Below are 26,640 nucleotides of genomic sequence, written 5' to 3'. Positions count from 1 at the left end.
AGCGATGCCAGATGAGTGTAGTGATGCTTTTTCCAGGGCAAGGTTCACAGCGTCCCGGAATGTTGCATGAATTACCTGATCATTCTGTTATCAAGCAGACACTGACAGAAGCAGAAGAAATACTGCAATTATCGATCCAGCAACTGGATAGTGAAGAAGCATTACAGACAACAGATCATGTACAGATGTCTCTATGTATTGCAGGAGTAGCGGTGTCTAGAGCTTTGGCAGCAGAAGGTGTTTTTCCTGATCTTGTTGCAGGTCATAGTGCAGGTGCTTTTGCTGCGGCAGTGGTTGCCGGTTCACTTTCATTTCAAGATGCTCTGCATTTAACCCGTTTACGTGGACAATTGATGATGGAAGCTTATCCACAAGGATATGGAATGGGCGTTATTACAGGAATGACTGCGCGTCAGGTAGAACAGATTCGCTTGGGTATTCATTCAGATGAACATCCCGTATATATCGCTAATCTAAATGCACCAACACAGATTACAGTAGCTGGTCAATGGGAAGCGATTGATCAGTTGTTAACGACTTGCAAAAGTAATGGTGCGCATACTGCCAAACGACTCAATGTTAGTGTGCCTTCCCATTGTCCTTTGTTATCTTCGGTTTCTGATCAATTAGCTACAGCGCTGAGCAAGATGGAAGTGTCTCGACCTAAGATTCCTTATGCAGGCAATTACAAAGGACGAGCTGTGCGTACAGCAGACGGTATTATCGAAGATTTGTCATTAAATATTGCACACCCTGTACGCTGGCATGAAGTAACGACTTTATTTTACGAACTGGGTGCTCGCTTATTTCTTGAAATGCCACCGGGTCAAGTGCTCAGTGGTCTGGCTTCTGCTGCTTTTCCAGAAGCACGTGTCGAATCACTGTCTTCCAGTCGTCTGGATAATGCTGTTATTTTAGCGAAACGAGAGCAGAATACATTGTAGTTGGATATGATGATATAGATATATACGTGTAATTTTGATAAACATACGTGCTCTTATCTTCAAAAAGAGGGCGTATGTTTATATACATAGAAGAAGTGTACTATACTAAAGATAGTCATTATGTATAAATGACCATTTGATCGATTGTTGTTGCAGCGTATTAGAGAGGATGAGACAAAGATGGAAACGACACAAATTCATACACAATACGGAGAAATACAAGGTATACGTGAACATGGAGCAGTGATCTGGAAAGGGGTTCCTTTTGCAGAACCACCTGTGGGAGAACTGCGTTTTCAAGCTCCAAGACCGCCGCAACCATGGCAAGGTGTCAAAGAAGCATTGCATTTTGGTCCGATTGCTCCTCAACCAGTATATGAGGGGGCGAGTATGTTTGGTTCTGGAAGTGAACCTCCTGTACAATCAGAAGATTGTCTGTATTTGAATATATGGGCTTCTGATAAATCCACTCAAAAACGACCTGTGATGGTCTGGATTCATGGTGGTTCTTTTGTAACTGGTGCAGGCAGTATTCCTTTATATGACGGAACATCGCTTGCAGTCAATGGAGATATGATTGTGATTACGATTAACTATAGATTAGGGCCGTTTGGATTTTTGAATTTGTCATCATATGGTGATGATTATCATGCTAATGTAGGCTTGCTGGATCAGATTGCAGCATTAGAATGGGTCAAAAATAATATTGAAGCTTTTGGTGGCGATCCTGAACGAGTAACGGTGTTCGGTGAATCAGCAGGAGCGATGAGTATTGCGTCTTTATTAGCGATGCCAGCAGCTAAAGGGTTATTCCAAAGCGCTATTATGCAAAGTGGAGCTTCCCAAGCGATGCCAGCTGAAGTTAGCAGACAAATTGCAGACGGATTTGTACAAGCACTTGGTGTAGGCGAACAAGATTTATCCAAATTGTATACCGCTTCGACAGAAGAGATATTGCAAGCAGGTAATCGTGTTAGCCAAACGCTGGATAATGATACATGGGCGTTGTTGTTCCAACCAACGATTCATCCACATACATTACCGGTTGAACCTGTACAAGCGATCAAAGATGGCTCTGCCAAACATATTCCTTTGATTATCGGTACTAACTTGGAAGAAGGTACATTATTTTTCAATCAACCGACTCAGTTAATGAGTGAAAGTCAAATTGTGAATATTGTCCAAGCGTTGCTCGGAGAAGATACTCATGGATTAGCGAAGCAATATCCGTTAACAGTAAGAGGTCATGCGGATCTGATGACTGATTTGTTCTTCTGGCGTTCGGCTTTACAATATGCAGAAGCACAGGTTGGGCATGCTCCTGTATGGATGTATCGATTTGATTGGTGTCAACCCGGTCATCCGTTGCTAGGAACAGCTACACATGGTGCTGAAATTGCATTTGCATTTAACAATCTACCTCTATTTGCACATCTTGGATTAGAAATAGATGAAGATACGTATAATCTAGCAGAGCAAATGCAGACCGCCTGGATTAATTTTGCACATAACAGTATGCCAGTTACAAGCAATTTACCATGGTCTGATTATGATCTTAAAGACCGTTCCACAATGCTCTTTAATCGCGAACTGAATGTGGTACACGATCCAGAAAGTGCAAAACGTCAACAATTAATTTCGTATTCTTAAGCTGTTGCAGATGTAATAAATGATCTTAATAGGTAAATAAATAATGAGAGATGAACCGTTTATTAGGCGGTTCATCTTTTTTGATATGAGATGCAACAGCATAATTCGCAAATAAGAGATTTACTTCAAAAAGAGATCATCCACACTATAAATCTATTTTTGCATAAAGGCGAAGGTCATTTTACCTAGAATTGAGGATTAAGAGCTATACAATATTTCAGTAATTTGTCGATATAATAGAGTAAATATCAGAAAAAGGTATACATAATTTTAGAAAAACATCTGTGTATCATTTACCTTCTATCTATAGTTACTGATCTGGCTTCTATTTACTCGTATATACGCTATTTTGATTTTTGACATGTAAATATAAAAACGATGAAATGGGGAAAAATATTTGATTATACATATTACTGAACTCAAGCAAGGCCAGCGGTTAAGCAGTGATACCTTTAATAGCTCGGGTGTCCCATTACTCAAAAAAGGAGTAGATATTAAAGAGGAAGATATCACTCTATTTACTACGTCATAAAGTAGAATATGTGGATATTGAAGCAAAAGAAGAAATCAAACCAGTCGCTGATATGATAGCGATTACAGGATTATCACCTGTGTTGAAAGAGAAAATCAATCGTTCGATTGATGCGTACCAGTCGATCTTTTTGGAAGCTCTCACAAAAGGCAAGTTCAATGCTGAGGTGGTTGACGAATTGTTGCAACCGTTACTGCTGGATCTGGATGCACAAAAAGATGTAGTCGCTCTTTTATTGCATTTGGAAAAAGAAGACGATCATTTGTATAGTCACTCACTCAAAGTAGGATTGTTGAGTTACTATATTGCAGAATGGCTCGATTATTCCAAACATGATTGTTATCGAATCAGTAAAGCCGGGTATTTGCACGATATCGGCAAAAGCCGTTTGCCTTCTATTTTGCGTAGCCGTCCTGAAGAATTGAATGCTTCAGAGTTAAAAGAATACAAAAACCATACTACCTATGGTTACGATATTATTATGGAATCGATGAATGATAAAGTGACAGCATCTGTTGCTCTACAGCATCATGAACGTGGAGATGGCTCAGGATATCCAAATCGTCTGTACAAAAGAGGAATTCATCCGTTTACCCAGATCGTTTCAGTAGCAGATGTATTTGTAAATATGACTGCCGCCAAAAATGAACAAAACAAACAGGGATTTGTGGCTGTATTGCAAAGTATTTATGAATTAGGATTTTCCAAATTAAATGAAAAGCCTGTTCAAGCATTGATTCATCATCTTGCTCCTAATCTGATAGGCAAAAAAGTGCAATTAACCAATGGAGAACAGGGCACGATTATTTTAAATAATCCGCTCGATATTTTTAGACCATTGGTGCAGGTGAATGATCAATTTGTAGATTTGACTAAAGTAAGAGCACTGCATATTGAAGAGATTTTTGTGTAATCGTTAATAGAATAGATATCATTCAAGGGACTTGTTATTGCAAGTTCCTTTTTGTGTTGTGCGCTGTAAGCCATTGATATTAGATATCATTCCGTTAATGAATAGACAGAGATGGTTAATAGGTTGATACATCCTGATACGGATACATGGTTATTTTGTCGATCAAGGATAGGAATGGAGGCAGTCTAACGCTATGCAACATGAACTTCATGCTCACTCTAATCTATCAATTACGAATCAAATACAAGATCATGGACAAGATATGTTGATCTCTGTACCGAAGGAATTTAGCTTTACCGAAAATTACAGTCATTTATCAACGGCTACCAATGAAAGTCTATATACTTTACGAGACGGTATGATTTACAAGGCGATTGCTGTCGATCAAGAAGCGGCGATTGTAGAGATTAGCAATTATGATGAACACCATATGTTAATTCGATTCGTAGACGAACATCAATCGATCTCATCTGCATTACGTATAGGTGTTGCTCAATATGTGTATGATTGGTTCGATTTAGGCACAGATTTAGCTCCTTTTTATAAAATGGCGGCTCAAGATCCTTTGCTAGAGAAAGCAGTTGTTTCCTTTTATGGATTGAGAAATATGGGTATTCCTGATCTGTATGAAGCGATCTGCTGGGGGATTCTGGGTCAACAGATCAATTTAGGATTTGCTTATACTTTAAAAAGACGATTGGTAGAACATTTTGGACAAGCGCTGACGTATGAAGGGGAGACGTACTGGCTTTTTCCAACAGCCGAAACGATCGCTAGCCTTACTGTGGATGAACTGTCTGCCGCAGGTATGACTACAGTCAAAAAGTGTGAATATCTGATCGATACTGCAAAGTTAATCGTAGATGGTACATTGTCCAAAGAACAATTATTACAAGTTACAGATGTCAAACAAGCTGAAAAATTACTGGTGAAAATTCGCGGTATCGGCCCCTGGACTGCTCATTATGTATTGATGCGCTGTCTACGCATGCCGTCCGCTTTTCCTATTGATGATGTAGGTCTACACAATTCGATTAAGCATGTATTGAAAATGGATGCCAAACCGACAAAAGCCCATATTTTAGAACTTTCCGCAGGTTGGACGTTATGGGAGTCCTATGCAACATTTTACTTGTGGCGGTTTTTATATTGAAAGTGTATAAGGTGTTTAATGGGAGGGACGCTACGGGCGGTGGATGGTTCCTATCGTCGCTGGTAAGATCGGATATCTTGAATGACCGTTTAGCGGTCGATATCCGAATCTTAAAGGCGACTTACGGAACAATCCTCCGCCCTTCGCTAGCAGCATTTGGAGGTGAACACAAGATATACACTGAAATATAATGGTGGATTGGTAGTGGGGAAGATTGAGGTAGTTTTAAGTTGCTATATTAAGTTTTTAGAAAAAAGGCTATTGAGTGATAATTGTAAGTAATCTAAGGGTGATGAAGGTTCCTTTAAAGTGATGAGAGTTCCTTTGAAATGTTGACTGCTAGAGGAAATGTAATAAAAGGGATTATCCTTTAATAGTGATGGTAAAAAAGATCGTAGTGTAGGAGTGATCTTCTTGCGATTGAAAATGTTATCATATAGTATTTAAGCAAGAATACGCATACATTTTGTACACTCTAAATATGATGGGGGATAACGAAATATGGGAAGTAGACGTGGAGTCATCGCTGAAGATTTATATCGCTTTAACTGGGTCAAAAATCCAGTCATTTCTCCGTTAGATGGTACGATTGTATATGAGGTGCAAAAAGTTAATGCCAAGCAAGATGGGTATGATTCGCATTTGCGCCGTATGAATGCAGACGGTAGTGAAGATATCCAATGGACTGCTGGACAAAGTGATCGCTTGCCTGTATGGTCACCGGATGGCAAACAGCTTGCTTTTTTACGTAAAAGTGGGACAGATCAACATCCGCAAGTCTGGATCATGTCTGCTTATGGCGGAGAAGCGCATCAAGCAACAGATATAGCAGATGGAGTAAGTTCTTTTCTATGGTCGCCAGATAGTCAATCGTTATTAATTGCAGCAACAAATAAATCATCACAACCTCATCAAGCCATCTCTAATCAATCCGAACAATTAACATCGACAAATTCAGATCATGCTGAGGATCAATCAGTTCCATTATCGAAAAAGGCTATCGAAATCAATCGTATCATTTACAAATCAGATAGTGGTGGATTGTGGGATGGAGGTCGAACGCATTTATATGTACATAAGATAGCAGACCAGTCTGGAACATGGATTACGTCAGGTGATTACGATATTGACGATTTTGCATGGTCACCGGATGGCAAACAAATCGCTTATATTGCTCATATCCCATCAGCAGATGAAGGTGATCCTGATTTTTCGCTTAAAAATGATCTGTTTACGATCAATGCAGAAGGTCATGAGCGCCATCAGTGGACACAACATCAATATGTGATTTCGAGTGTGAATTGGTCACCTGATGGACAATTTATCGCTATGGTATCAGACGATCAGTCTTATTATAATGCTACATTAAATCGATTGTATCAATTGTCATTAGCTACAGGAACGATCACTGGTTTATGTGATCATGATGATATTATGTTGTTAAATTCTGTAGTCGGGGATACAGGACTCAGTTCTACGTATAAGCCGATCTATCAAGCGAATGGTCAAGCGATAGATGTGTTATGCACTACATTTGGAGCTTGTCATTTGCTATCGATAGCAACCGATGGATCAGGAGTGCAGACGATATTAGGTGGTCAGCGCAATATTCATTATTTTGCCCGCACAGCAGAGCAACATCTGATCTTTATAGCGGCTGATCCACTACAACCGGGTGAATTGTTTGGCTGGAATGTAGAGACAGAAGTAGAGACACGTCTGACTCATCATAATGATGATTTGCTACAACAACTGATTTTGAGTAAGCCTGAAGAAATGAGTGTTACTTCTGTAGATGGCAAACATCTTCAAGCGTGGATTATGCGTCCAGCAGGAGATCAAGCAAATAACCAGAAAGTACCGACCATTCTAGAAATTCATGGCGGGCCGCATGCAATGTACGGGTATACATTTATGCTTGAATTTCAATTGTTAGTATCACAAGGGTATGCTGTCATTTATGGTAATCCGCGGGGTAGTCATGGATATGGACAATTATTTGTGAATGCGTGCCGTCATGATTATGGTGGTGGAGATTATCAAGATTTAATGGAAATCACAGATTATGCGCTAGAACATTACGACTGGATCGACAAAGATCGCTTAGGTGTAACCGGCGGTAGCTATGGTGGATTTATGACCAACTGGATAGTAGGGCATACCGATCGTTTCAAAGCAGCAGTCACTCAGCGTTCGATCAGTAACTGGATTTCAATGTACGGAGTAAGTGATATTGGTTTTCACTTTGTAGAAGATCAGATTGCCGGTAATCCATGGGATCATTTGAATACATTGTGGGATCATTCGCCATTAGCTTATGTGGCTAACGTCAAAACACCTATTTTGATTTTGCACGGGGAAAAAGATTTGCGTTGTCCGATTGAGCAAGGAGAACAGTGGTTTATAGCGCTAAAACGGTTAGGTGCTGTGACCAAGTTTGTACGTTTCCCGGATGCCAATCATGAGTTATCTCGTAGCGGTCATCCACAATTACGTATACAACGACTCAATCATATTGTAGGTTGGTTCAATGAGTATTTATAAATGTACCTATAAGATTCAAACCGATGATCCAAAAGTCAGATTGAAGGAGCTGAAGGCATATCGAGTATACCGATCAAGAATTACACATTCGCCCGATAACTGAAGTTGATATCCCAATACTATGGGAATTGATATACAAAGAAGAATCTCCAGAATGGAAAAAGTGGGATGCTCCTTATTATGATCATGTTCATGTTCCGTATGAGCAATACTGGCAAGATCGACTGCGTATTATAGACAGTCCAAGCTTTTGGATTATTGAAGTGAATCAGCATATCATCGGGATCGTCAGTTATTACTGGGAGCATGAACCTTCACTGTGGTTAGAGGTAGGAATTATTATTTATGAGCCTGCTTATTGGAGCGGAGGATATGGTACTAGAGCGCTGACATTGTGGATCGATCATTTATTTACAGCAATGCCACTGGTACGAGTAGGTTTCACCACATGGTCAGGCAATGAACGGATGATTGCAGTCGGTTACAAATTAGGCATGACGATGGAAGCGCGTCTGCGTAAATGTAGATTGTATAACGGTGTCTACTATGATTCGATTCGTATGGGTATTTTACGTGAAGAATGGAATCAGCAGATGCAAAACGGGATCTAAATGATAAATAATCACGATTTATAAATATATCGCGGTATATTACAGCAAAAACAGAGTCTATTCCTACATTGCGATAGGGATAGACTCTGTTTGTTTATACTCGTTATCAATTGGAGAATGTGATTGAGCTATTTGATGGATTAATTAGATTCAGAAACAATTCTTTTACAATTCCAAGTGAACGTTATTTTTATTTATCCAAACTATCATCGGATGGAGAAGGGGATGGTGATGGTTCAGGTATTGGATCGATAGTAGGTGTTTTGATTTTACTCATATATTCGAGAGCATTATAGATCATCACTGCTGCTTCTGCGCGAGTAACTTCGCCTTTCGGATCGAAATTACCTTTGCTATCTAATGTGTTAATATCGAGTGCTAATGAACGTTGAATCGCTCCCTGATAAGAAGGATTGATTTGGCTATCGTCTTTGATATCAACCGGCTTAATATTAATCATAGGTAGATTGCCCGCTTTTTCCATCGCTTGCATCACAAATGTTGTGAATTGCTCTTTGGTCATTTTAGACGCAGGATTCACATTTTCAGGAATATCTACACCGTTAAGCTTGGCAATAATAAACGCATCAGAGTACCACACATTGTCTTTTACATTATCATAAGAGTCTTTTGCTTCTGGAGCTTTGATGAAGTTAAAGTTAGCCAGACTCAATTGGAAGCTTTTTACGATCATTTGGACGCCTTGTGCTGAATTGATGGTTTGATTAGGTTTGAATTGATCATCGGTAACACCGTTAATAAATCCACGATCTTTTAATGATTCAATTTTTTCATGTCCACGTACTTTACTGATATCTGAAAAATCTCCACTCGCTGCAAAAGTTGGAGCACTCAACGATAATGTTAATACAGAAGCCGCTACTACAGTCATCCATTTTTGTTTATTTTTCATGATCCATCACCTCAATAAATTATTAGCCTGATTTGGCTTGCTTATCGTTACAGACGCAAGCTATTCCAAATAAGTTGCAAAAGGATAGTTAAAAATTAATATTTTAAATTTAGGAATATATTTTATTAGTTTTATATGTAACTAAAGTCATATTGTCGATTATAGGACTTTAGAATTTGTTTTCTACAGCATCCGACAAACGTGATCCTGGTTAACATAACCCTTTTGAACTTGGATCAGGGTCTATAGAATCAATTACCAAAAATATACTAAAATATGTGTTATTTATGTTTTCATTCGCAAAAAGCAGGGGTATATACACATTACAAGATACAAAACAAAAACAAACAAATTCGATAAACGAAAGGAAGCGTGAAGCAAATGAATATGAGTATCCACCACATGACACCATACAACCACAACCACTTCAGACAGCAATCTAACGCAACCGTTCAAAAAGCTGTAGACAAAGAAACACCTAAAAGCTTTCAAGATATTTTGAACGCACAATTGAGCTCTACACGAATCCCTGTTAAAACTCGTGCTTAATCCAAATAGTATAAAATAATATATACATATTAAGCATGTTTCTTTATGAATACATGCTTACCGTTATGCATACCATAGAACACCTGCAAAAGTAACCCGGTGAATATAATCACCAACGGTTACTTTTTTTGTTTGCTTTTCTTTATATCATGGTGATATCGCTTTCATTAGTGAAAAAAGGTATGATAGAAAAGAAGAATAGATGTCTCAACAAATGACACATAAGCACAAGTTCGAGGAGGATATCATAATGGCTTTGATTCAATGTGATTTTTATTCAGAAGTACTAGGGCTTTCATCCACGATGAATGTCATTTTACCCCAGGAAACTCATTCTCAGATTGGGATGGAAGGCAAAGTAACAGGTGGCAAGCATCCTACATTGTATTTGTTACATGGTCTTTCGGATGATCATTCGATCTGGTTACGACGGACATCGATTGAGCGTTATGCAGCAGAGTATGGTATTGCTGTTGTTATGCCTGCGGCGCATCGTAGCTTTTATACAGATATGAAGCAAGGTGGCGACTATTTTAAATTTGTCAGTGAAGAATTGCCACAGCTTGCAGAATCGTTTTTCTCGCTATCTAATCGTCGTGCGGATCGCTTTGTAGCAGGTTTATCTATGGGCGGATATGGAGCGCTCAAGCTAGGCTTACGCTTACCTGATCGTTACGCAGCGGCAGCAAGTCTTTCCGGTGCGACAGATGCGTCAGCTTTGTTCGAACGTGGCGATGTAGCATACACTCAAGAACTAGAACGTATTTTTGGAACAGTAGAAGAGTTACGTGGTTCTGATAATGATTTATTCCATTTAGCTGAGCAATTAGCTTCAGATAAAAGTAAGCAAGCTCCGCAATTGTATCAATGTTGTGGCACAGAAGATTTTTTGTATGATCATAATATTCGTTTTCGCGATCATGTGAATGGGCTTGGATTGCAATTAACGTATGAGGAAGAGCCTGGAGAACATGAATGGGGATATTGGGATACCAAAATTCAGCGTGTCCTTGAATGGTTGCCTTTGCGTAAATCTATCTAGTGGCTATAACACTGTAACATCACTAACAAAACCTACAACAAACAAAACCACCTGTCTTGTGCATGAAGCAAGGCAGGTGGTTTTGCTGTGTAGTGATTAGTTCTGATGAGATAAGTATACATATCTGATCGACTATATTATGAAGAAGCTTCGGCTTCCTGCATGACAATACGTTGCGTGGGATAAGCTAATTTTACTTTTTCTTCTTCTAAAATATCCAGAATCATCAAATTAAGATATTGACGGTATTCTAGATTTTCGCCCCAGGCTGCTGTTTTAGTAAAACATTGTACCAGAATCCCCAGACTGCTTTCGTTAAATTCATTAAATTTGACCATTGCTGAATCATCTACAACATTATCATCCTTTTCTAACTGAGATTGAATACGAGATACCACTCGTGATAATGCATCACGATTAGAATCTAGCGCAACCCGTAGTGGGAAAGAAATTTTGCGTTTCCCCATCTGACTACCATTTGTAATCGGCTGAGCTGCTAGTTTGGAATTCGGAACAATCACCAGTGCATCGGTAAATGTACGGATTTTGGAACTACGGAATGTAATATCTTCTACGATTCCTTCGATATCCGGTGTAGAGATCCAATCCCCTTTCGAAAAAGGTCTTTCCAAAATAATAATAATCCCTGCAATCACATTACTTAATGTCTCCTGAGCAGCGAGAGCGACAGCCAGACTACCCAGTCCCATACCGGCGACTACGCCGTTAATACTGAATCCCCATTCTCCACCCACAATTGTTATAACAAGTACTACCACGATCACACGCAATACTTTAGATAAAAAAGGAATAATCATACTGGTTGCATCTAATCCAAATCGCTTACTCATACCTTCTAGCATAATAGAAGAGGAGGCAGACACATTATAAATTCCCCAACCTAATAGAATAATACCGATACTGCGATAAATACGATCTATACCGATAATAAAAGTCCATTGTTCATGCATAAAGTATCGTAACGCCAAATACGTCCCGATCAATGTGAAAAAGGCCTGCAAAGGTCGTTCAAATGCTTGTAACCAGCGAAGCATCGCTAAATGACCATCAAATCGTCGTAAAACAAAAGTGAACAAATAGCGTGTAAATAATTTGCGAAAAGCGAGAAAAATAAACAGGATAACGATTGATACAAGCAAATCGATCCAGCGGATATTATAATACCACGCAACAATATTATCCCAAAACGAATATAAGTACATATCCACCATCCCTTGCTACATCTTCTATGTTGTTACGTATTATTAACCGATTTTCCAGTGCACGATAGAATGATTTCCAAAATCATAAAAAAAGCCTGCTCCAAAGGAACAGGCTTCTGATTGAATATTATATTCAAGTTAAGTATGCTTTGTGTTAACCGCGTGATCTTCTAGAAGAACGCATGATAGCACTCACGATAGCAATCACGATGACTGCACCGATAATCGCTTGAATAATAAAGAATCCACCGATTTCAGGACCCCAAGTACCAAGCAACATGTTACCTAACCAACCACCGATGAAACCAGCGATGATGTTACCAATAATACCACCTGGAACGTCACGTCCTACGATCATACCTGCGATCCAACCAATAATACCACCTACGATTAATGCCCATAACCAACCCATTGTTGTCGCCTCCTAATAATTGAATGTCTTTTTTAAGATAGTTGAATAACTACACTAAATCACTTTTCATAACATTTGTGTTACAACAAGCACTTAGAAGATTTATTCAGCAATCTCTTCTCGTCTATTTATTAACCATTGTTTAGCAATCGAAACCATATGTTCAAAATTTAATAAATAAATAACTAAAAATAATAGGTGGAATTCGCTAAATATGAAGAATAAATTATGTAAAAAAAGGCTGGAAACCAGCCTTTTTTGCTTTAGTCTGTGATGTTACCAGCCATTTTGAGACGCTTCGCAATTTCTTTGAAATCTTCTTGAGAAATTCCTGGAGCGAACTCTTCATCCAATGGAGGATACTCAGGAACAGGCACACCTTGAGGGAATCCATGAATCACTTCAAGCGGCAAACCGTCTTCTGGATGAGTCCCTTTCCAGATCTGATCGATAGCTTTGAAGTCCTCTGTGCTATGTGTATACAGACGAGTATGAACGCCTTTTTCCTCGTATTTACGTGCTTCATTAAACGATTTGTTGCTTAATGAAGGAACAGGTACAAGTTTGGTTACATTGACGCCTGTTGCAACTTCAAGTGCTTTAGCATAAGCAACAACGTGTACACCGCCACGTACTAGAAGGAAACCAACAACTTCGCGTGCAGCTGGATGGTCAGTTGTTTCATAGACTTTCATTTTATGTGTTCTTGCGCCACACTCTAAGAAGAAGTTATGCAACAAATCTTCTACAAGATTACCGCTGTTAAATACATTATCACCTGTCCAAGGACGACCCATAGAATCACGAGGCATTGCACCTTGTGCGCCTGCTAAATGATGATAGCTTAGACGAACATCTTTAAGCGGATCAAGTGGTGTAGAATCAGGTTCGCCTGGCAAGCTAGAACCTGCCAAAATTTTGTTAATCCCATGGGCAACTAACTCAACGTGACCCAATTCTTCTGCTGTAATACTGGTTACCAGGTCATAAAAAGGCTTTAACTTGGATTTATTGCGGAAGTTAAACGATTGGAATAGATAGTTGTTCAAAGTCGACATTTCACCGAATTTACCACCTAGTAATTCTTGTACAGCCGCAGCTGCATTAGGATCTGGTTTTTTGACATCCGGGATTTCAATCATGATTTGGTCAAGACGTGTGAACATTATCTTACCTCCAGTATTATTGTATTTGTAGCCTTCTGCAAAAATGTTCAGCAATGGGTGTGCACCCAAATTGTTGAAATAAAAGGCCCTCTTAATCCATACCCTATATTGCCGAAAACAAACGCCTTATATGAAGGAAATTCTAACCGACCATCGGTAAATAACAACTTGCTAAAAATATAAAGGAAGTAGACAAAGCTGTTAACAACTGGAAAGCGAGAAGCAACAATGATCTTAAGCGTTCTTGAAATAAATTTTTAAAAAATGTATAAAAAATGTATAATATGTGAAATGAGATGCTTTGAACTGTTCAACTAGATTCTGATAGAGATGTGGGATGATAAAAGCCGTGGATAATGACAAACAGCGTTTGAGTATAGAAACAGCAAGGTTGTATTACCTTTCTGATTATAGTCAACAAGAGATAGCGACTAAGCTAGGTGTATCTAGACCAACTGTATCTAGATTGCTACAGTATGCGAAAGAAAAAGGTTATGTGCGGATAGATATTGTAGATCCTCTAGAAGATTTGGATGCACTCGGAGAACAATTGAAAAAACGCTATGGATTAGATACAGTACATGTCTGTTATTCACCGATCAATGAATATAAAGAAATCCAAAAGCATATTAGCAAACGTGCCGCAGATTATTTATTTGATACTGTCAAAGACACCGATATTATTGGAGTCACATGGGGAACAACGATGCATGCAGTAGCAGAACATCTGGAACAGAAGCAAGTACGCGGAGTGGAAGTCGTACAGCTCAAAGGCGGAGTCAGCCACTCGCACGTAAACACGTATGCCGCAGAAACAGTCAATCTGTTTGCAGAAGCTTATCATACGATTGCTCGTTATTTGCCTTTGCCTGTAATTTTCGATAGTATCGAGCTCAAAAAAATGGTGGATGAAGATCGTCATATTCAGCGTATTATTGAATTAGGTAGACAAGCGAATATCGCTGTATTTACAGTAGGTACAGTGAAAGAAGATGCGCTTTTGTTCAGGCTGGGTTACTTCAATGAAGAAGAACAACGGTTGTTACAACAGACCGGTGCTGGTGATATTTGTTCTCGCTTTTTTGATAAAGAAGGTAATATCTGTAGTCCTGCGATTAATGATCGTACAGTAGGCATAGATCTGGTCGATTTGCGTAAAAAAGAAAAATCAATACTGGTCGCTGGCGGTCAGCGCAAAATTGAAGCAATCGAAGCTGCGCTAATCGGCAAGTATGCTAACATTTTGGTAACAGACCAATTTACAGCCCAAGCATTATTAACATAAACAAGAAAAAATATACTTATCTTATGTCAACAGTCTTTTACTGCTTTGTAAAAGGCTGTTTTTGTTTGTTTTGTGCGATATCGAAATAAAAATATAATCATCAACTTGTATTGACAATAGTTTTATTTTGAAATAAAATTAGTTCGAATTCGAACTAAGAGAGAAGGAGACACATTGAGTTCAAAAGATAGAGAGCAACATGAACAGTACGCACAAGCCGCTTTGAATAGTCCTACACCCTTAATCAAAAAAACATATATAACGATTAAGCGTCAGATTGAGCAGTCTTTACGCTCACTGGATATGACTTCACAGCAAAGTCAGGCTTTATATGAAATAGCGACCCAACCTGGTATTACCAATCATGAGCTAGAACATCAATTACTGATAGAGAAATCTAGTGTGACCAGTCTGGTAAACGGTATTGAAAAAAGAGGCTGGATCGTACGCCGTTCTCATCCGAATGATGCTCGCATGAAGCAAATAATGCTCACTCCGGCAGGTCAGCAAAAGCATATTCAAGCTCAACAAGCCGTAAATGAAGTGAAAAGTCGTTCTGCTCATACATTTACCGATCAAGAGTTAACCCAGCTTAAAAAGTTGCTACAAAAATTAGTGGATGTGTATCAATAACAATCAAAATAAGCAGTAACGGTATGAGTAGAGAGGATGACAGCATAAGTGTCTATAAAACAAGAACGAGTCTATCCTAATGGCGATAAATTAATGCGTGTACTCGCATTTACATTAGTATTCTCGGTAATGAACGCTTCGATGTTCAATGTCGTAATGCCTACTATCAGTAAAGAATTTAATATTGGAGCCGCAGATGTAACATGGTTATTGACCGGTTATATGATTGTGTATGCTGTAGGTTCGGTCGTATATGGTAAGCTTGCCGATAAATATCGGTTAAAAGATTTGTTAACGTTCGGTCTGATCTTTTTTGCATTAGGATCTGTAGTTGGATTATTTGCTAGTGAATTTTGGATGATGGTGGTCGGACGTGTACTGCAAGCCGCCGGAGCCGCGGTAATTCCAGCGACAGCCATGATTGTACCTGTACGTTATTTTTCTCCTGAAAAAAGGGGTAGAGCACTCGGTACAACAGCGATTGGTCTATCTCTCGGAACAGCGATAGCACCGATTGTTGCCGGACTGATCACAAGCTTTGGAAGCTGGCGCTTTTTATTCTTATTATCTCTGTTCCCTTTGATTGCTTTGCCATTTTTCCGTAAATACCTTGATGATTATCGGGGCGAAGCGCAAAAGATCGATTTTATCGGTGGACTGTTATTAAGTGGAACTGTAGCGATGTTGTTATTATCTATTTCTCAAGGAAATTGGTTGTTTGCTGTCATTGGAGTCATTTTGTTAATCTTATTTATTATTCGGATACGTACAGCAGCAGAGCCTTTTATCCAGCCCAAGTTGTTTAGCAACAAACAATATTCATTCGGGTTGTTGATTGCTTTTCTAGCGACAGGTCTTAGCTTTGGCTTACCGTATGTAACACCGCAATTTCTAAGTGCTTTAAATGGATTATCTCCAGCTTTGATCGGATTAATTATGTTCCCGGCGGCAATTTGTTCAGCTTTGTTAGGTCGTCAAGGTGGGAAGTTAGCCGATCGTAGAGGAAATCCATTACTTGTATATATTGCGACAACATTAATTTTTATTTGTTTTGTCTCATTATCCATCGTGGTCGGAATATCTCCATATATCGTATTATTTATTCTAATTTTCGGTAATGTAGGGCAGACCTTTATGCAGATAGCTATGTCTAATACGATCTCACGTACATTAACTAAAGATCAAGTCGGTGTAGGGATGGGATTGTTCTCACTGTTAAACTTTATAGCAGGAGCGACAGCAACCAGTATTATTGGTAAAATGATCGAAGCTAATCATGGCTCGGTTCATTTGAATCCGCTGGCAATATATGCAGATGGATATGTATTTAGCAATATTTTCTCTATACAAGCATTGTTAGCGATTGTAATTATTGTTTTGTATTATGTACAATCTCGTATAATTACTCGTCCTTCCATTTCAAAATAACCAATCAAACCCCGTCAGCTTAGAAAGCGAACGGGGTTTTTGGTATAGATTTATTTGCAATAAAGCTGTTGTTCATACGCTAGTAATAATATCGCTTTTATAGCCGAATAATGCGCCGATAATGCATCGAACTGATTCGTTCATTCCACTCCAATTGATCTTGATAAGGATTACGGTAATAAGTCGCTACAGGTAAATAACCTAATAAAATACCAACACCTCCACAGATGCCACTACCACCGTCACTTCCTTTGTAGATCACCTGATTGTCTGACGTAATCGTTAGTTCTGCTTCATAAGGATCGCCAAGAAAATAAATACCGAATCCGTTCGGTTGTTCCAAGTCGTAAGGAAGTGCAGAGTCTGTATCAGAAGGTTCATCTTCGGCTGGATTTAGATTGCCGTAATGTCTGACATTCATCGTATAGTCAAAGCTGTCCCCCCATGGAAATAAAGTTCGAGCTCCACCGCCATATACATATTCCCATTCATCTTCGGTAAAAATAGTAAATGGGTATTCTAGAGAAAGCTTTTGCCATTCATGAACATCTTCTGTTTCTTCAAATACATAAATACGGATTTGTTGCCCATCTCGTACGAAGCGATAATCTTGATACATTTCATGACTGCTATAATTTGAAAGAGAGAAGGTAGCGCGAGCATCTATAATCTCTTTATTTTCGATAGGATCAAGTTCTTCAAGTGTGTATTCCTGCCAACCTACAGAATGAGTACGGCGTTCTACTAATAACGATGGAATATGTACTGTTCGCACAGGAGACATTTGTTTGGCAATCATCGGTATAGCTTCGTCTATAGTTAGCTCGATTTCCTCTAATCCACTTTCCAAGTCCTCTAATGTAGATGGATCCCATGACACATAAGGATCATTCCAACCGAGTGTAACTTCATCACCAGGTACAAAAACAAATTCAGATTGTTGATATGAAAAAATACCTGTTTCGATCTGTTGTCCATATCTGTTAAAGGATTGCATCTTTTTCAAAGCAAACCCTTCAGGAAGACGGGTTACTAATTCTTGCAACCATTGAAGCCGCTGCTCACTACTGAGCTTATTCCATTTATAACGTGTCCATTGAGTCATGATCTAATATTCCTTTCAGAAGTGAAGTGGTAAAGTCATAAAGGAAATCATCCATCAAAAAAGCTACATACAATACCGTATTATAACGAAAAAATAGCACGAATCCTACTTTCCTGTTACACTGATATGCGGCTAGCGGACAGAGTAATGCAATCTGCAAAAGAATGTTTACAAGATCATCAAATTGTGTCTGAACATAATTTCAAAAATCATTTTACATATGTTCATGTTGGTGTTATGATGTGGATATTGAAGCGATTTACTACTATGTTTCCTATCTAATTTACTCAAAGGAGCTTAAAAATATGAACTTAGCAAAATTGATCGACCATACGTTATTGAAAGCGGATGCTACACAAGCAGAAGTGACTAAATTGACAGAAGAAGCTAGAAAATATGAGTTCGCATCTGTATGTGTTAACCCAACATGGGTAGCGTACTGTGCAGAACAATTAAAAGGTAGCCCTGTCAAAGTATGTACGGTAATCGGATTCCCTCTAGGAGCAACAACTCCAGAAGTGAAAGCTTTTGAAGCAAGCAATGCTATTGCAAACGGTGCTACTGAAGTTGATATGGTTATCAATATCGGCGCATTGAAAGATGGTAATAACGAGCTAGTGCAACGTGATATCCAAGCTGTAGTAGATGCTGCTAAAGGTAAAGCTTTAGTCAAAGTCATTATCGAAACATGCTTACTAACAGACGAAGAAAAAGTTCGTGCTTCTGAATTGTCTGTAAAAGCTGGAGCTGATTTTGTAAAAACATCAACTGGTTTCTCTACAGGTGGAGCAACACCGGCAGACGTAGCTTTGATGCGCAAAACAGTAGGACCTGATGTTGGCGTAAAAGCATCTGGTGGCGTACGTAATCTTCAAGACTTGAACAACATGGTTGAAGCAGGTGCAACACGCATCGGTGCAAGCTCTGGTGTCAAAATCGTTGAAGGCGAAGAAGGAACTTCTTCTTACTAGCATTTGGAAGTATAAATGCGATATCTTCTGGTAGGATAAAAAGTGATTTTTGCAAAGCAAAATATCTTACTCAAGCATTTGGCAGTAAAAATGCGACATCTATCTTAACAATCTAATTATCTTATCCGTCAGAGGAGAGACCTATCATGAAAGATCAATTGATTCAAGCAGCAATCGAAGCACGTAAAAATGCCTATGTACCTTATTCCAAGTTTCAAGTAGGTGCTGCTCTGCTTGCAGATGGCAAAGTCTACGGGGGATGTAATGTAGAAAATGCTTCTTATGGTCTTACCAATTGTGCAGAACGTACCGCTATTTTCAAAGCTGCATCTGAAGGTCAGCGTAAGATCGAAGCGATTGCGATCGTAGCGGATACAGAAGGTCCAGTCTCTCCTTGTGGTGCTTGTCGTCAAGTTATTGCTGAATTCAGTGATGAGAATACGAAAGTATACCTGACTAACCTTAAAGGTGATGTGACCGAGTGGACGATAGCTCAAATGTTACCGGGATTTTTCCAGGCACATGATATGGACCATAGCCAGCCTGCTGAATAATCCAAAAAAAGAATATATCCGCAAGGATTTGTTCTTTTTTACGAATAATGTAAGCGCTTAATGTATAATTTCTGATTATTTCAATTTGTTTCAAAAGATTTTAAGTAAGTGATTATGAAGCAGAGTGCAGAATGGGAGCTAATTATTTATGAGTTATATTATCGCAATTTTGGGGATTCTTTTGGTGTTTGCATTAGCTTACTTGGGAAGTAACAATAGAAAAAATATTCGTTATCGTCCATTGTTTGTTATGATCGTGTTGCAAGCCATTTTAGCATTTCTACTTCTAAATACAGTAGTAGGAACATGGATTATCGGAGGATTTGCAGCTGTATTTACACATTTATTAGCGTATGCTGGTGAAGGTATTAGCTTTGTATTTGGTGGTATTGCTAACGAAGGTTCTTCACCGTTCTTCTTAGGCGTATTGATGCCTATCGTATTTATCTCAGCTTTGATCGGTATTCTGCAATACTTCAAAATTCTACCGTTTATTATTAAATACATTGGTCTTGTACTTAGTAAAGTCAACGGTATGGGTAGATTGGAATCATACAATGCGGTTGCATCTGCAATCCTAGGTCAATCTGAAGTATTTATCTCTGTTAAAAAACAAATCGGTGCGCTTCCTAAAAACCGTCTGTATACACTTTGTGCATCTGCAATGTCTACGGTATCGATGTCTATCGTAGGTGCGTATATGCAAATGCTTAAACCTGAATATGTTGTAACTGCATTAGTGCTTAACTTATTCGGTGGCTTTATTATCGCTTCTATTATCAATCCTTATGTAGTTACCAAAGAAGAAGATATTCTAGAAGTACAAGAAGAAGAGAAACAATCCTTCTTCGAAATGTTGGGCGAATATATTTTAGATGGATTCAAAGTTGCTATTATCGTAGCAGCCATGTTGATTGGTTTCGTAGCATTGATCGGTATGATCAACGGTCTATTCGGCTTAATCTTTGGTATTACGTTCCAACAAATCTTGGGTTATATCTTCTCACCATTTGCATTCATGATGGGTGTTCCTTGGAGTGAAGCTGTAACAGCAGGTAGTATCATGGCAACGAAATTGGTATCGAACGAGTTCGTAGCGATGCTAGATCTAGTTAAACACACAGAACTTAGCTCACGTACACTAGGTATCGTATCTGTATTCTTAGTATCTTTCGCTAACTTCTCTTCTATCGGTATTATTGCTGGTGCTGTGAAAGGTCTACACGAGAAACAAGGTAATGTTGTAGCTCGCTTTGGACTGAAACTGTTATATGGTGCTACACTGGTAAGTGTGCTTTCTGCTACAATTACAGGGTTGTTCTTAAAATAAGTAAGATGTCTCCACATTTGTTACCATCAATACAGTTTGGTTTATAATTAGAGGAGCAATGTTACATCTTCATATCATGAACCGACTTTTCAAAAAGCAGATATAGGTATAACATAGAGCATTTGGTACACTATTTTTGCATAAGCATGATAGCAGCCAAATGCTCTACTGCGCATTTTGGATATGGGAATGTATACGAGCAACGAGCACAATAGAATATGGACAACATTGAAAGGGGTAATACAAATGAGCGAATTTAAACGTATTCATCTAGTAGTTATGGATTCAGTAGGAATCGGAGAAGCACCGGATGCAGCTGAATTTGGAGATGTTGATGTCGATACATTCGGACATATTGCACGCGAAAATGGCGGTTTGAACATGCCACATATGGCAAGTCTAGGATTATCAAACATCAGCGAGATTCAAGGCGTACCTGTAGCTGATCAACCGCTTGCTTATTACACTAAAATGCAAGAAGCATCCCGCGGTAAAGATACAATGACAGGACACTGGGAGATCATGGGATTATATATTGATACACCTTTCCGTGTATTCCCGGACGGATTCCCGGATGAATTGATTGGACGCATCGAAGAAAAAACAGGACGTAAAGTGATTGGTAACAAACCTGCAAGTGGAACAGAAATCATGGATGAACTAGGCGAAGAACATGTGAAAACAGGCGCACTAATCATCTATACTTCTGCAGATTCCGTATTGCAAATTGCAGCACATGAAGATGTTGTTCCTTTGAAAGAATTGTATGAAATCTGTGAATTCTGTCGTGAGATTACACTTGAAGATCCGTACATGTTGGGACGTATTATCGCTCGTCCATTTATCGGCGAAGTAGGTAACTTCCAACGTACATCCAATCGTCATGACTATGCACTCAAACCGTTCAAACCGACTACAATGAACGCTTTGCAAGATGCAGGTCTAGATGTAATTGCTATCGGTAAAATTGCTGATATCTACGATGGTGAAGGCGTAACAGAATCGATTCGTACCAAGTCTAATATGGACGGTATGGATCAACTGGTAAACGTTCTAGCGAAGCCTTTCCATGGACTAAGCTTCTTGAATCTGGTTGACTTTGATGCGCTATTCGGACACCGCCGCGATCCTAAAGGATATGCTGATGCATTGGAAGAATACGATGCTCGCTTACCAGAAGTATTTGCAGGTATGGAAGAAGATGATCTATTGATCATTACAGCTGACCACGGTAACGATCCAACCTACACAGGAACAGATCATACTCGTGAATATGTACCATTACTTGTATATTCCAAACGTTTTGCTAATGGTGGTAAAGAATTGCCATTACGTACAACATTCTCAGACATCGCTGCTACAGTAGCCGAAAACTTCGGTGTAACAAGTCCTGAGTACGGAACAAGCTTCCTGTCTGATCTTAAGTAATATAAAACATGCATCAAAGTTGTTAAGAAACGATAGAAATCCCAAAGACGAAGCTTACATTTATTGAGGTATCACAAAGAAGTATCAAACTATACCCCAATAACCGGTAGCGCAATCCTAAACCAATGTCTAAAATCAATGTTTAATCTTTAATCCTTGCCCTACCCGGTCAAGCGAGTCCCAGCGCTGACCACCAACCTTTTTGTTTTATCATATTGTTGCATCCGCACAGAGCGAAGGCTAATGGATTGGAGTGTAGTCTCTCCTCGTAAGTATAGATATCGACTGCATCAGCAGTCTTTCAAGATATCTATACTTACCAGAGAGCGGAACCCAATCCATTAGCCGTAGCGGATTAACCCGAGCAATTACTATCTAAACACACACTTTGGAGGTTTTTATAAAATGAGCGTTCATATTGAAGCCAAAGCTGGCGAAATCGCTGAAACAATTCTTTTACCAGGTGATCCACTTCGTGCTAAATACATCGCAGACACGTATCTTGAAGATGTAGTCTGCTACAATCAAGTGCGCGGTATGCTTGGATTTACAGGAACATACAAAGGTAACCGTATCTCTGTACAAGGTACAGGTATGGGCTTGCCATCGATCAGCATCTATGTCAATGAATTGATCAGCGAATACGGCGTCAAAAACTTGATCCGTGTAGGTACATGTGGCGGAATGCAAGAAAATGTACGTGTTCGTGACGTCATTTTGGCACAAGCATGTTGTACCGATTCCAGCATGAACCGTCATATTTTCGGCGGATACGATTTCTCACCTGTAGCTAGTTTCCCTTTACTCAAAGCTGCGTATGATCGTGGTGTAGAAAAAGGATTGAACTTGCATGTAGGTAACGTGTTCAGTTCAGATTCATTCTACCGCGACGACAAAACAGTAACAGGACTATTGATGCAATATGGCGTACTAGGCGTTGAAATGGAAACAAGCGCATTGTACACATTAGCAGCGAAGTTCGGTGTGAATGCTTTGACGATTCTGACAGTAAGTGATCACTTGCTAACAGGCGAAGAAACTACATCTGAAGAAAGACAATCTACATTTAACGAAATGATGGAAGTTGCACTAGATGCAGCAATCTCTTTTCAAAAATAAAACGTACAAGGAGCTAGAATAATTATGAGAATGGTAGACCTTATTGAAAAAAAACGTGATGGTAAAGAACTAACAACAGAAGAAATTAACTTTATTATTAATGGTTATACACACGACGAAATTCCAGATTACCAAATGAGCGCATTTGCAATGGCTGTCTTTTTCAAAGACATGACTGAACGCGAACGTGCAGACCTGACAATGGCAATGGTGAACTCCGGTGATACGATCGACCTATCGGCTATCGAAGGAATCAAAGTCGACAAGCACTCCACAGGCGGCGTAGGCGATACAACAACATTGGTATTGGCTCCTCTTGTAGCTGCATTGGATATTCCAGTAGCTAAAATGTCCGGTCGTGGTCTAGGTCACACTGGTGGTACAGTCGATAAATTAGAAGCAGTAGAAGGTTTCCACGTAGAAATCACCAACGAAGAATTTATCAAATTAGTCAACGAAAACAAAATCGCAGTTATTGGACAAAGCGGTAACTTAACACCTGCGGACAAAAAGTTATACGGTTTGCGTGATGTAACAGCAACGGTTAACTCAATTCCTTTGATCGCAAGTTCAATCATGAGTAAAAAAATCGCTGCTGGATCAGACGCTATCGTATTGGATGTTAAAACAGGCGCTGGTGCATTTATGAAAACAGCAGAAGATGCTAAAGAATTAGCTCATGCTATGGTAAGTATCGGTAACAACGTAGGACGCAAAACAATGGCAGTTATTTCAGATATGAGCCAACCACTAGGTCTAGCTATCGGTAACTCTCTTGAAGTGAAAGAAGCCATCGATACACTAAAAGGTGAAGGTCCTGCGGATCTAGAAGAATTGTGCATGGCACTTGGAAGTCAAATGGTATATCTTGCAGGTAAAGCAAGTTCACTTGACGAAGCAAGAGAAAAATTGAAAGAAGTTATCGCTAACGGTAAAGCGTTAGAGAAATTTAAATTATTCCTTGCAAGCCAGGGTGGAGATGCGTCTGTTGTCGATCAACCAGAACGCTTGCCACAAGCTAAATTCTTGATCGAAGTTCCTGCGAAAGAAGACGGATTTGTCGCTGAACTGGTAGCGGATGAGATCGGTACAGCAGCAATGTTGTTAGGTGCTGGACGCGCAACGAAAGAATCCGAGATCGATCTTGCTGTAGGTCTAATGTTAAACAAAAAAGTAGGCGACGCTGTTAAAGTGGGCGACTCTCTAGTAACCATCCACGCTAATCGTGAAAATGTAGACGATGTATTGAAAAAACTATACGAAAGTATTCGTATCGCAGATCATGCAGATGCTCCAACATTGGTGTACGGAACAGTTACGGAATAATAGATATATCCCTTATATAATGTAAAATAATAAAAACCCGACTAATGAACAGATTGTTCAATAAAGTCGGGTTTTTTCTATTTGCATATAGCTAACAACGTAGCACATGTGATTATAATGTCGAATAAAGCAGACTTCGGAACTATTCACACAACAGTCAAAACTGCTCGATATAAAGTATATAGAAAAAAGAATAATCGATTTTCATATGCTCTTTATAGATATCACATTAGAAAAAGTAACAGAATAATAAAGATGATAAAGATCTGTCTGTATCCAAGAAAAAATGAGAGGGAGTAGAGTGGCACATTGAACTTACACCAATGCCTACAGAAAATAGAACAACAACGTCAAGAGATGCATCAATTAGCTGAAATGTACGGATTTTCAGATGATCGTGTTTTGGATAAATCTCAACAATTAGACGTAACTCTAAATGAATATAATCAATACGCTATCCTCTATCAAAGAACACATATGAATATGTTCTAACTCTACATTAATAGTCCAATAGCCAGAATAGCCACTCCGCCTACGGCAATAGCGCCAAAAGCTATATAGCCAAACCAGCGTATCGGAGCAGGCATATCCGAAATATTTTCGATATTCCCGGTACGGGGAACTCCTAGAATCGTATGATTGTACTCGGTAACACTATTAAAAGAAGAATCTGTGTTCATTTCTATCGTCGATCTTGATTCAGCAGATGAATGATGAGGTTGAGTCATTAGTATTCACTCCATTCGTATCTATCGAATATGTAAGCTGTGTATCTTATCCTAAGTCAGTCTACTAATCTAAGAGCTTTTTCGAAATAACTTCGCTACCAACCAACGTACTGCGATCACCAAAGCGACCAATACAATAATAGACAAAATAAGCCCGTATATACCTATACCCTGTAACATCATATACCCTCCTTTAGATTAAATAATATACTAAAAATGAAATATATTTCAATTTCGCGTCATTTCTACTATTTTACAATAAAATAAGTTGATTTAATTGTAAAATAGCATAAGATAAAAGAAACAACCGTTTGATGATCTCTATTTCTACTTCTAAATCTAGCTATCTAACCCTACCTGAGAACGTTTACAACTTGATAAGCAAAAGAAAGTGGGTGTCCTATGGAAAATGTAGTGACCGTTATTTTTACAGATGAGTGTAAAGCATATCGAGCATTATCTACACTTCGACATAGTCGAATTACGGAAGGATATGCGGTACTGGAAGCTGCTATTGTAGCACGTGAGAAAGGCAAAGTCGTATTTTGGGATGGATTCGGTACACAAGGAGCACTTGCAGGCGAATGGACAACAGGTGGTTTGTTAGGTTCAATGATTGGTATTTTTGCAGGCCCTTTGGGTGTTTTATTAGAACGTAGTATCGATTCGATCATCAGTATGCCATTTACTCACGAAGTTGCAGAACAAGAAATGGGACTGATTCAATCTACACTATTTTCACTAGATGAAGGACAAATGGCTTTGATCAGTATTGTGCAAGAAAATAATGTAAGCGTATTCAACTATGTGTTAAGTCAATTAGGTTCTCAATTCATATGTCGCCATGATGTGATTGATGTCGAAGCAGAGATTGATCAAGCATATGAAGTAGAGCGTGAATTGCAACGTGAAGCCAGACAACGAATGAATAACCAGCGTCAGGCTTATTTTAAAAACGGGGCAGAAGATGTACGAGATCGGATACGTCATCAATTTGATCAGTTAAAGCAAAACTTTTGATGATCCTGATGTTTTCGATGCAATCATACAATAAAAGCATCTTGCTCACAAAGGGAATAGG

At 39.0% G+C, this 26,640-nt stretch carries 24 protein-coding genes; 18 read left to right on the top strand and 6 right to left on the bottom strand.

Annotation, left to right across the window (positions count from 1 at the left end; genetic code table 11):
• Positions 1-11 precede the first annotated feature (11 nt).
• The 6 genes from mdcH (at position 12) to QE450_RS13660 (ending at position 8,347) form a co-directional block, all read left to right on the top strand.
• Positions 12-944, top strand: coding sequence for a malonate decarboxylase subunit epsilon (gene mdcH / locus QE450_RS13685; protein WP_307299793.1), 933 nt, complete (start codon positions 12-14; stop codon positions 942-944).
• Between the two features lie 180 nt (positions 945-1,124).
• Positions 1,125-2,594 (top strand): carboxylesterase/lipase family protein, encoded by a 1,470-nt coding sequence (locus QE450_RS13680; RefSeq protein ID WP_301262756.1) that lies wholly within the window; start codon positions 1,125-1,127, stop codon positions 2,592-2,594.
• 542 nt (positions 2,595-3,136) lie between these two features.
• Positions 3,137-4,039 (top strand): HD-GYP domain-containing protein, encoded by a 903-nt coding sequence (locus tag QE450_RS13675; protein WP_307299790.1) that lies wholly within the window; start codon positions 3,137-3,139, stop codon positions 4,037-4,039.
• A 193-nt stretch (positions 4,040-4,232) separates the two neighbouring features.
• Entirely contained in the window at positions 4,233-5,192 is a 960-nt protein-coding gene (locus QE450_RS13670) for a DNA-3-methyladenine glycosylase family protein (RefSeq protein WP_307299787.1), read from the top strand.
• A 501-nt stretch (positions 5,193-5,693) separates the two neighbouring features.
• The gene (locus QE450_RS13665) at positions 5,694-7,736 is read left to right on the top strand and encodes an alpha/beta hydrolase family protein (protein ID WP_307299785.1); all 2,043 of its coding nucleotides are present in this window, start codon (positions 5,694-5,696) and stop codon (positions 7,734-7,736) included.
• A gap of 59 nt (positions 7,737-7,795) precedes the next feature.
• Positions 7,796-8,347 carry a GNAT family N-acetyltransferase gene (locus QE450_RS13660; protein ID WP_274172883.1) on the top strand — a complete coding sequence of 184 codons (552 nt, stop codon included), beginning with the start codon at positions 7,796-7,798 and terminating at the stop codon, positions 8,345-8,347.
• Positions 8,348-8,537: 190 nt separating this feature from the next.
• Here the strand turns inward: QE450_RS13660 and QE450_RS13655 are convergent, their stop codons facing one another.
• Entirely contained in the window at positions 8,538-9,260 is a 723-nt protein-coding gene (locus tag QE450_RS13655; protein WP_307299782.1) for an S-layer homology domain-containing protein, read from the bottom strand.
• 799 nt (positions 9,261-10,059) lie between these two features.
• On the opposite strand from QE450_RS13655, the gene QE450_RS13650 reads away from it, so the two are divergent.
• Positions 10,060-10,851, top strand: a complete 792-nt coding sequence (locus tag QE450_RS13650; RefSeq protein ID WP_307299779.1) for an alpha/beta hydrolase — start codon at positions 10,060-10,062, stop codon at positions 10,849-10,851.
• 137 nt (positions 10,852-10,988) lie between these two features.
• On the opposite strand, the gene QE450_RS13645 is transcribed toward QE450_RS13650, so the two are convergent.
• The 3 genes from QE450_RS13645 to QE450_RS13635 form a co-directional block, all read right to left on the bottom strand.
• Positions 10,989-12,074 carry a mechanosensitive ion channel family protein gene (locus QE450_RS13645; protein ID WP_307299777.1) on the bottom strand — a complete coding sequence of 362 codons (1,086 nt, stop codon included), beginning with the start codon at positions 12,072-12,074 and terminating at the stop codon, positions 10,989-10,991.
• Between the two features lie 154 nt (positions 12,075-12,228).
• Positions 12,229-12,486 (bottom strand): GlsB/YeaQ/YmgE family stress response membrane protein, encoded by a 258-nt coding sequence (locus QE450_RS13640; RefSeq protein ID WP_069329254.1) that lies wholly within the window; start codon positions 12,484-12,486, stop codon positions 12,229-12,231.
• A gap of 263 nt (positions 12,487-12,749) precedes the next feature.
• On the bottom strand, positions 12,750-13,652 hold the full coding sequence (locus QE450_RS13635) for a manganese catalase family protein (protein ID WP_273613280.1): 903 nt from the start codon (positions 13,650-13,652) through the stop codon (positions 12,750-12,752).
• A gap of 349 nt (positions 13,653-14,001) precedes the next feature.
• On the opposite strand from QE450_RS13635, the gene QE450_RS13630 reads away from it, so the two are divergent.
• The 3 genes from QE450_RS13630 to QE450_RS13620 all read left to right on the top strand — a co-directional run bounded on the left by QE450_RS13630 (position 14,002) and on the right by QE450_RS13620 (position 16,998).
• On the top strand, positions 14,002-14,937 hold the full coding sequence (locus tag QE450_RS13630) for a DNA-binding transcriptional repressor DeoR (RefSeq protein WP_273613279.1): 936 nt from the start codon (positions 14,002-14,004) through the stop codon (positions 14,935-14,937).
• Positions 14,938-15,111: 174 nt separating this feature from the next.
• On the top strand, positions 15,112-15,570 hold the full coding sequence (locus QE450_RS13625; RefSeq protein ID WP_307299772.1) for a MarR family winged helix-turn-helix transcriptional regulator: 459 nt from the start codon (positions 15,112-15,114) through the stop codon (positions 15,568-15,570).
• Positions 15,571-15,624: 54 nt separating this feature from the next.
• Entirely contained in the window at positions 15,625-16,998 is a 1,374-nt protein-coding gene (locus tag QE450_RS13620) for an MFS transporter (protein WP_307302703.1), read from the top strand.
• A gap of 97 nt (positions 16,999-17,095) precedes the next feature.
• On the opposite strand, the gene QE450_RS13615 is transcribed toward QE450_RS13620, so the two are convergent.
• Complete coding sequence (locus QE450_RS13615; protein ID WP_307299770.1) at positions 17,096-18,103, bottom strand: formylglycine-generating enzyme family protein; 1,008 nt, start codon at positions 18,101-18,103, stop codon at positions 17,096-17,098.
• 305 nt (positions 18,104-18,408) lie between these two features.
• On the opposite strand from QE450_RS13615, the gene deoC reads away from it, so the two are divergent.
• The 7 genes from deoC to QE450_RS13580 all read left to right on the top strand — a co-directional run bounded on the left by deoC (position 18,409) and on the right by QE450_RS13580 (position 25,323).
• Positions 18,409-19,074, top strand: coding sequence for a deoxyribose-phosphate aldolase (deoC, locus tag QE450_RS13610; protein ID WP_069329256.1), 666 nt, complete (start codon positions 18,409-18,411; stop codon positions 19,072-19,074).
• Positions 19,075-19,220: 146 nt separating this feature from the next.
• Positions 19,221-19,628 carry a cytidine deaminase gene (locus tag QE450_RS13605; RefSeq protein WP_069329257.1) on the top strand — a complete coding sequence of 136 codons (408 nt, stop codon included), beginning with the start codon at positions 19,221-19,223 and terminating at the stop codon, positions 19,626-19,628.
• 148 nt (positions 19,629-19,776) lie between these two features.
• Positions 19,777-20,958: a NupC/NupG family nucleoside CNT transporter gene (locus QE450_RS13600; RefSeq protein ID WP_307299767.1), complete on the top strand. Its 1,182-nt coding sequence runs from the start codon at positions 19,777-19,779 to the stop codon at positions 20,956-20,958.
• Between the two features lie 246 nt (positions 20,959-21,204).
• Positions 21,205-22,386 (top strand): phosphopentomutase, encoded by a 1,182-nt coding sequence (gene deoB, locus QE450_RS13595; RefSeq protein ID WP_137223376.1) that lies wholly within the window; start codon positions 21,205-21,207, stop codon positions 22,384-22,386.
• Between the two features lie 405 nt (positions 22,387-22,791).
• Positions 22,792-23,505 (top strand): purine-nucleoside phosphorylase, encoded by a 714-nt coding sequence (gene deoD, locus QE450_RS13590; protein WP_069329260.1) that lies wholly within the window; start codon positions 22,792-22,794, stop codon positions 23,503-23,505.
• A 24-nt stretch (positions 23,506-23,529) separates the two neighbouring features.
• A complete protein-coding gene (locus QE450_RS13585) occupies positions 23,530-24,831 on the top strand; it encodes a pyrimidine-nucleoside phosphorylase (RefSeq protein WP_273613273.1) in 1,302 nt (433 codons plus the stop codon).
• 309 nt (positions 24,832-25,140) lie between these two features.
• Entirely contained in the window at positions 25,141-25,323 is a 183-nt protein-coding gene (locus tag QE450_RS13580) for an aspartyl-phosphate phosphatase Spo0E family protein (RefSeq protein WP_274172111.1), read from the top strand.
• Between the two features lie 2 nt (positions 25,324-25,325).
• On the opposite strand, the gene QE450_RS13575 is transcribed toward QE450_RS13580, so the two are convergent.
• Entirely contained in the window at positions 25,326-25,559 is a 234-nt protein-coding gene (locus QE450_RS13575; protein ID WP_273613272.1) for a hypothetical protein, read from the bottom strand.
• A gap of 402 nt (positions 25,560-25,961) precedes the next feature.
• Here QE450_RS13575 and QE450_RS13570 point away from each other — a divergent pair, with 402 nt between their 5' ends.
• On the top strand, positions 25,962-26,579 hold the full coding sequence (locus tag QE450_RS13570) for a hypothetical protein (RefSeq protein ID WP_273613271.1): 618 nt from the start codon (positions 25,962-25,964) through the stop codon (positions 26,577-26,579).
• The last annotated feature ends 61 nt before the right edge of the window (positions 26,580-26,640 follow it).

Source organism: Paenibacillus sp. SORGH_AS_0306, from assembly GCF_030819345.1.
Classification (GTDB): domain Bacteria; phylum Bacillota; class Bacilli; order Paenibacillales; family Paenibacillaceae; genus Saccharibacillus; species Saccharibacillus kyungheensis.
This window is presented reverse-complemented; position numbering and strand designations above follow the sequence as displayed.

Bases quoted from the DNA above. Each gene is read 5' to 3' on its own strand.
- QE450_RS13585 (WP_273613273.1), top strand. From the start codon at position 23,530: ATGAGAATGGTAGACCTTATTGAAAAAAAACGTGATGGTAAAGAACTA.
- QE450_RS13640 (WP_069329254.1), bottom strand. From the start codon at position 12,486: ATGGGTTGGTTATGGGCATTAATCGTAGGTGGTATTATTGGTTGGATC.
- QE450_RS13615 (WP_307299770.1), bottom strand. From the start codon at position 18,103: ATGACTCAATGGACACGTTATAAATGGAATAAGCTCAGTAGTGAGCAG.
- QE450_RS13650 (WP_307299779.1), top strand. From the start codon at position 10,060: ATGGCTTTGATTCAATGTGATTTTTATTCAGAAGTACTAGGGCTTTCA.
- QE450_RS13605 (WP_069329257.1), top strand. From the start codon at position 19,221: ATGAAAGATCAATTGATTCAAGCAGCAATCGAAGCACGTAAAAATGCC.
- QE450_RS13575 (WP_273613272.1), bottom strand. From the start codon at position 25,559: ATGACTCAACCTCATCATTCATCTGCTGAATCAAGATCGACGATAGAA.
- QE450_RS13655 (WP_307299782.1), bottom strand. From the start codon at position 9,260: ATGAAAAATAAACAAAAATGGATGACTGTAGTAGCGGCTTCTGTATTA.
- mdcH (WP_307299793.1), top strand. From the start codon at position 12: ATGAGTGTAGTGATGCTTTTTCCAGGGCAAGGTTCACAGCGTCCCGGA.
- QE450_RS13670 (WP_307299787.1), top strand. From the start codon at position 4,233: ATGCAACATGAACTTCATGCTCACTCTAATCTATCAATTACGAATCAA.
- QE450_RS13680 (WP_301262756.1), top strand. From the start codon at position 1,125: ATGGAAACGACACAAATTCATACACAATACGGAGAAATACAAGGTATA.
- deoD (WP_069329260.1), top strand. From the start codon at position 22,792: ATGAGCGTTCATATTGAAGCCAAAGCTGGCGAAATCGCTGAAACAATT.
- QE450_RS13570 (WP_273613271.1), top strand. From the start codon at position 25,962: ATGGAAAATGTAGTGACCGTTATTTTTACAGATGAGTGTAAAGCATAT.
- QE450_RS13645 (WP_307299777.1), bottom strand. From the start codon at position 12,074: ATGTACTTATATTCGTTTTGGGATAATATTGTTGCGTGGTATTATAAT.
- QE450_RS13635 (WP_273613280.1), bottom strand. From the start codon at position 13,652: ATGTTCACACGTCTTGACCAAATCATGATTGAAATCCCGGATGTCAAA.
- deoB (WP_137223376.1), top strand. From the start codon at position 21,205: ATGAGCGAATTTAAACGTATTCATCTAGTAGTTATGGATTCAGTAGGA.
- QE450_RS13665 (WP_307299785.1), top strand. From the start codon at position 5,694: ATGGGAAGTAGACGTGGAGTCATCGCTGAAGATTTATATCGCTTTAAC.
- deoC (WP_069329256.1), top strand. From the start codon at position 18,409: ATGAACTTAGCAAAATTGATCGACCATACGTTATTGAAAGCGGATGCT.
- QE450_RS13600 (WP_307299767.1), top strand. From the start codon at position 19,777: ATGAGTTATATTATCGCAATTTTGGGGATTCTTTTGGTGTTTGCATTA.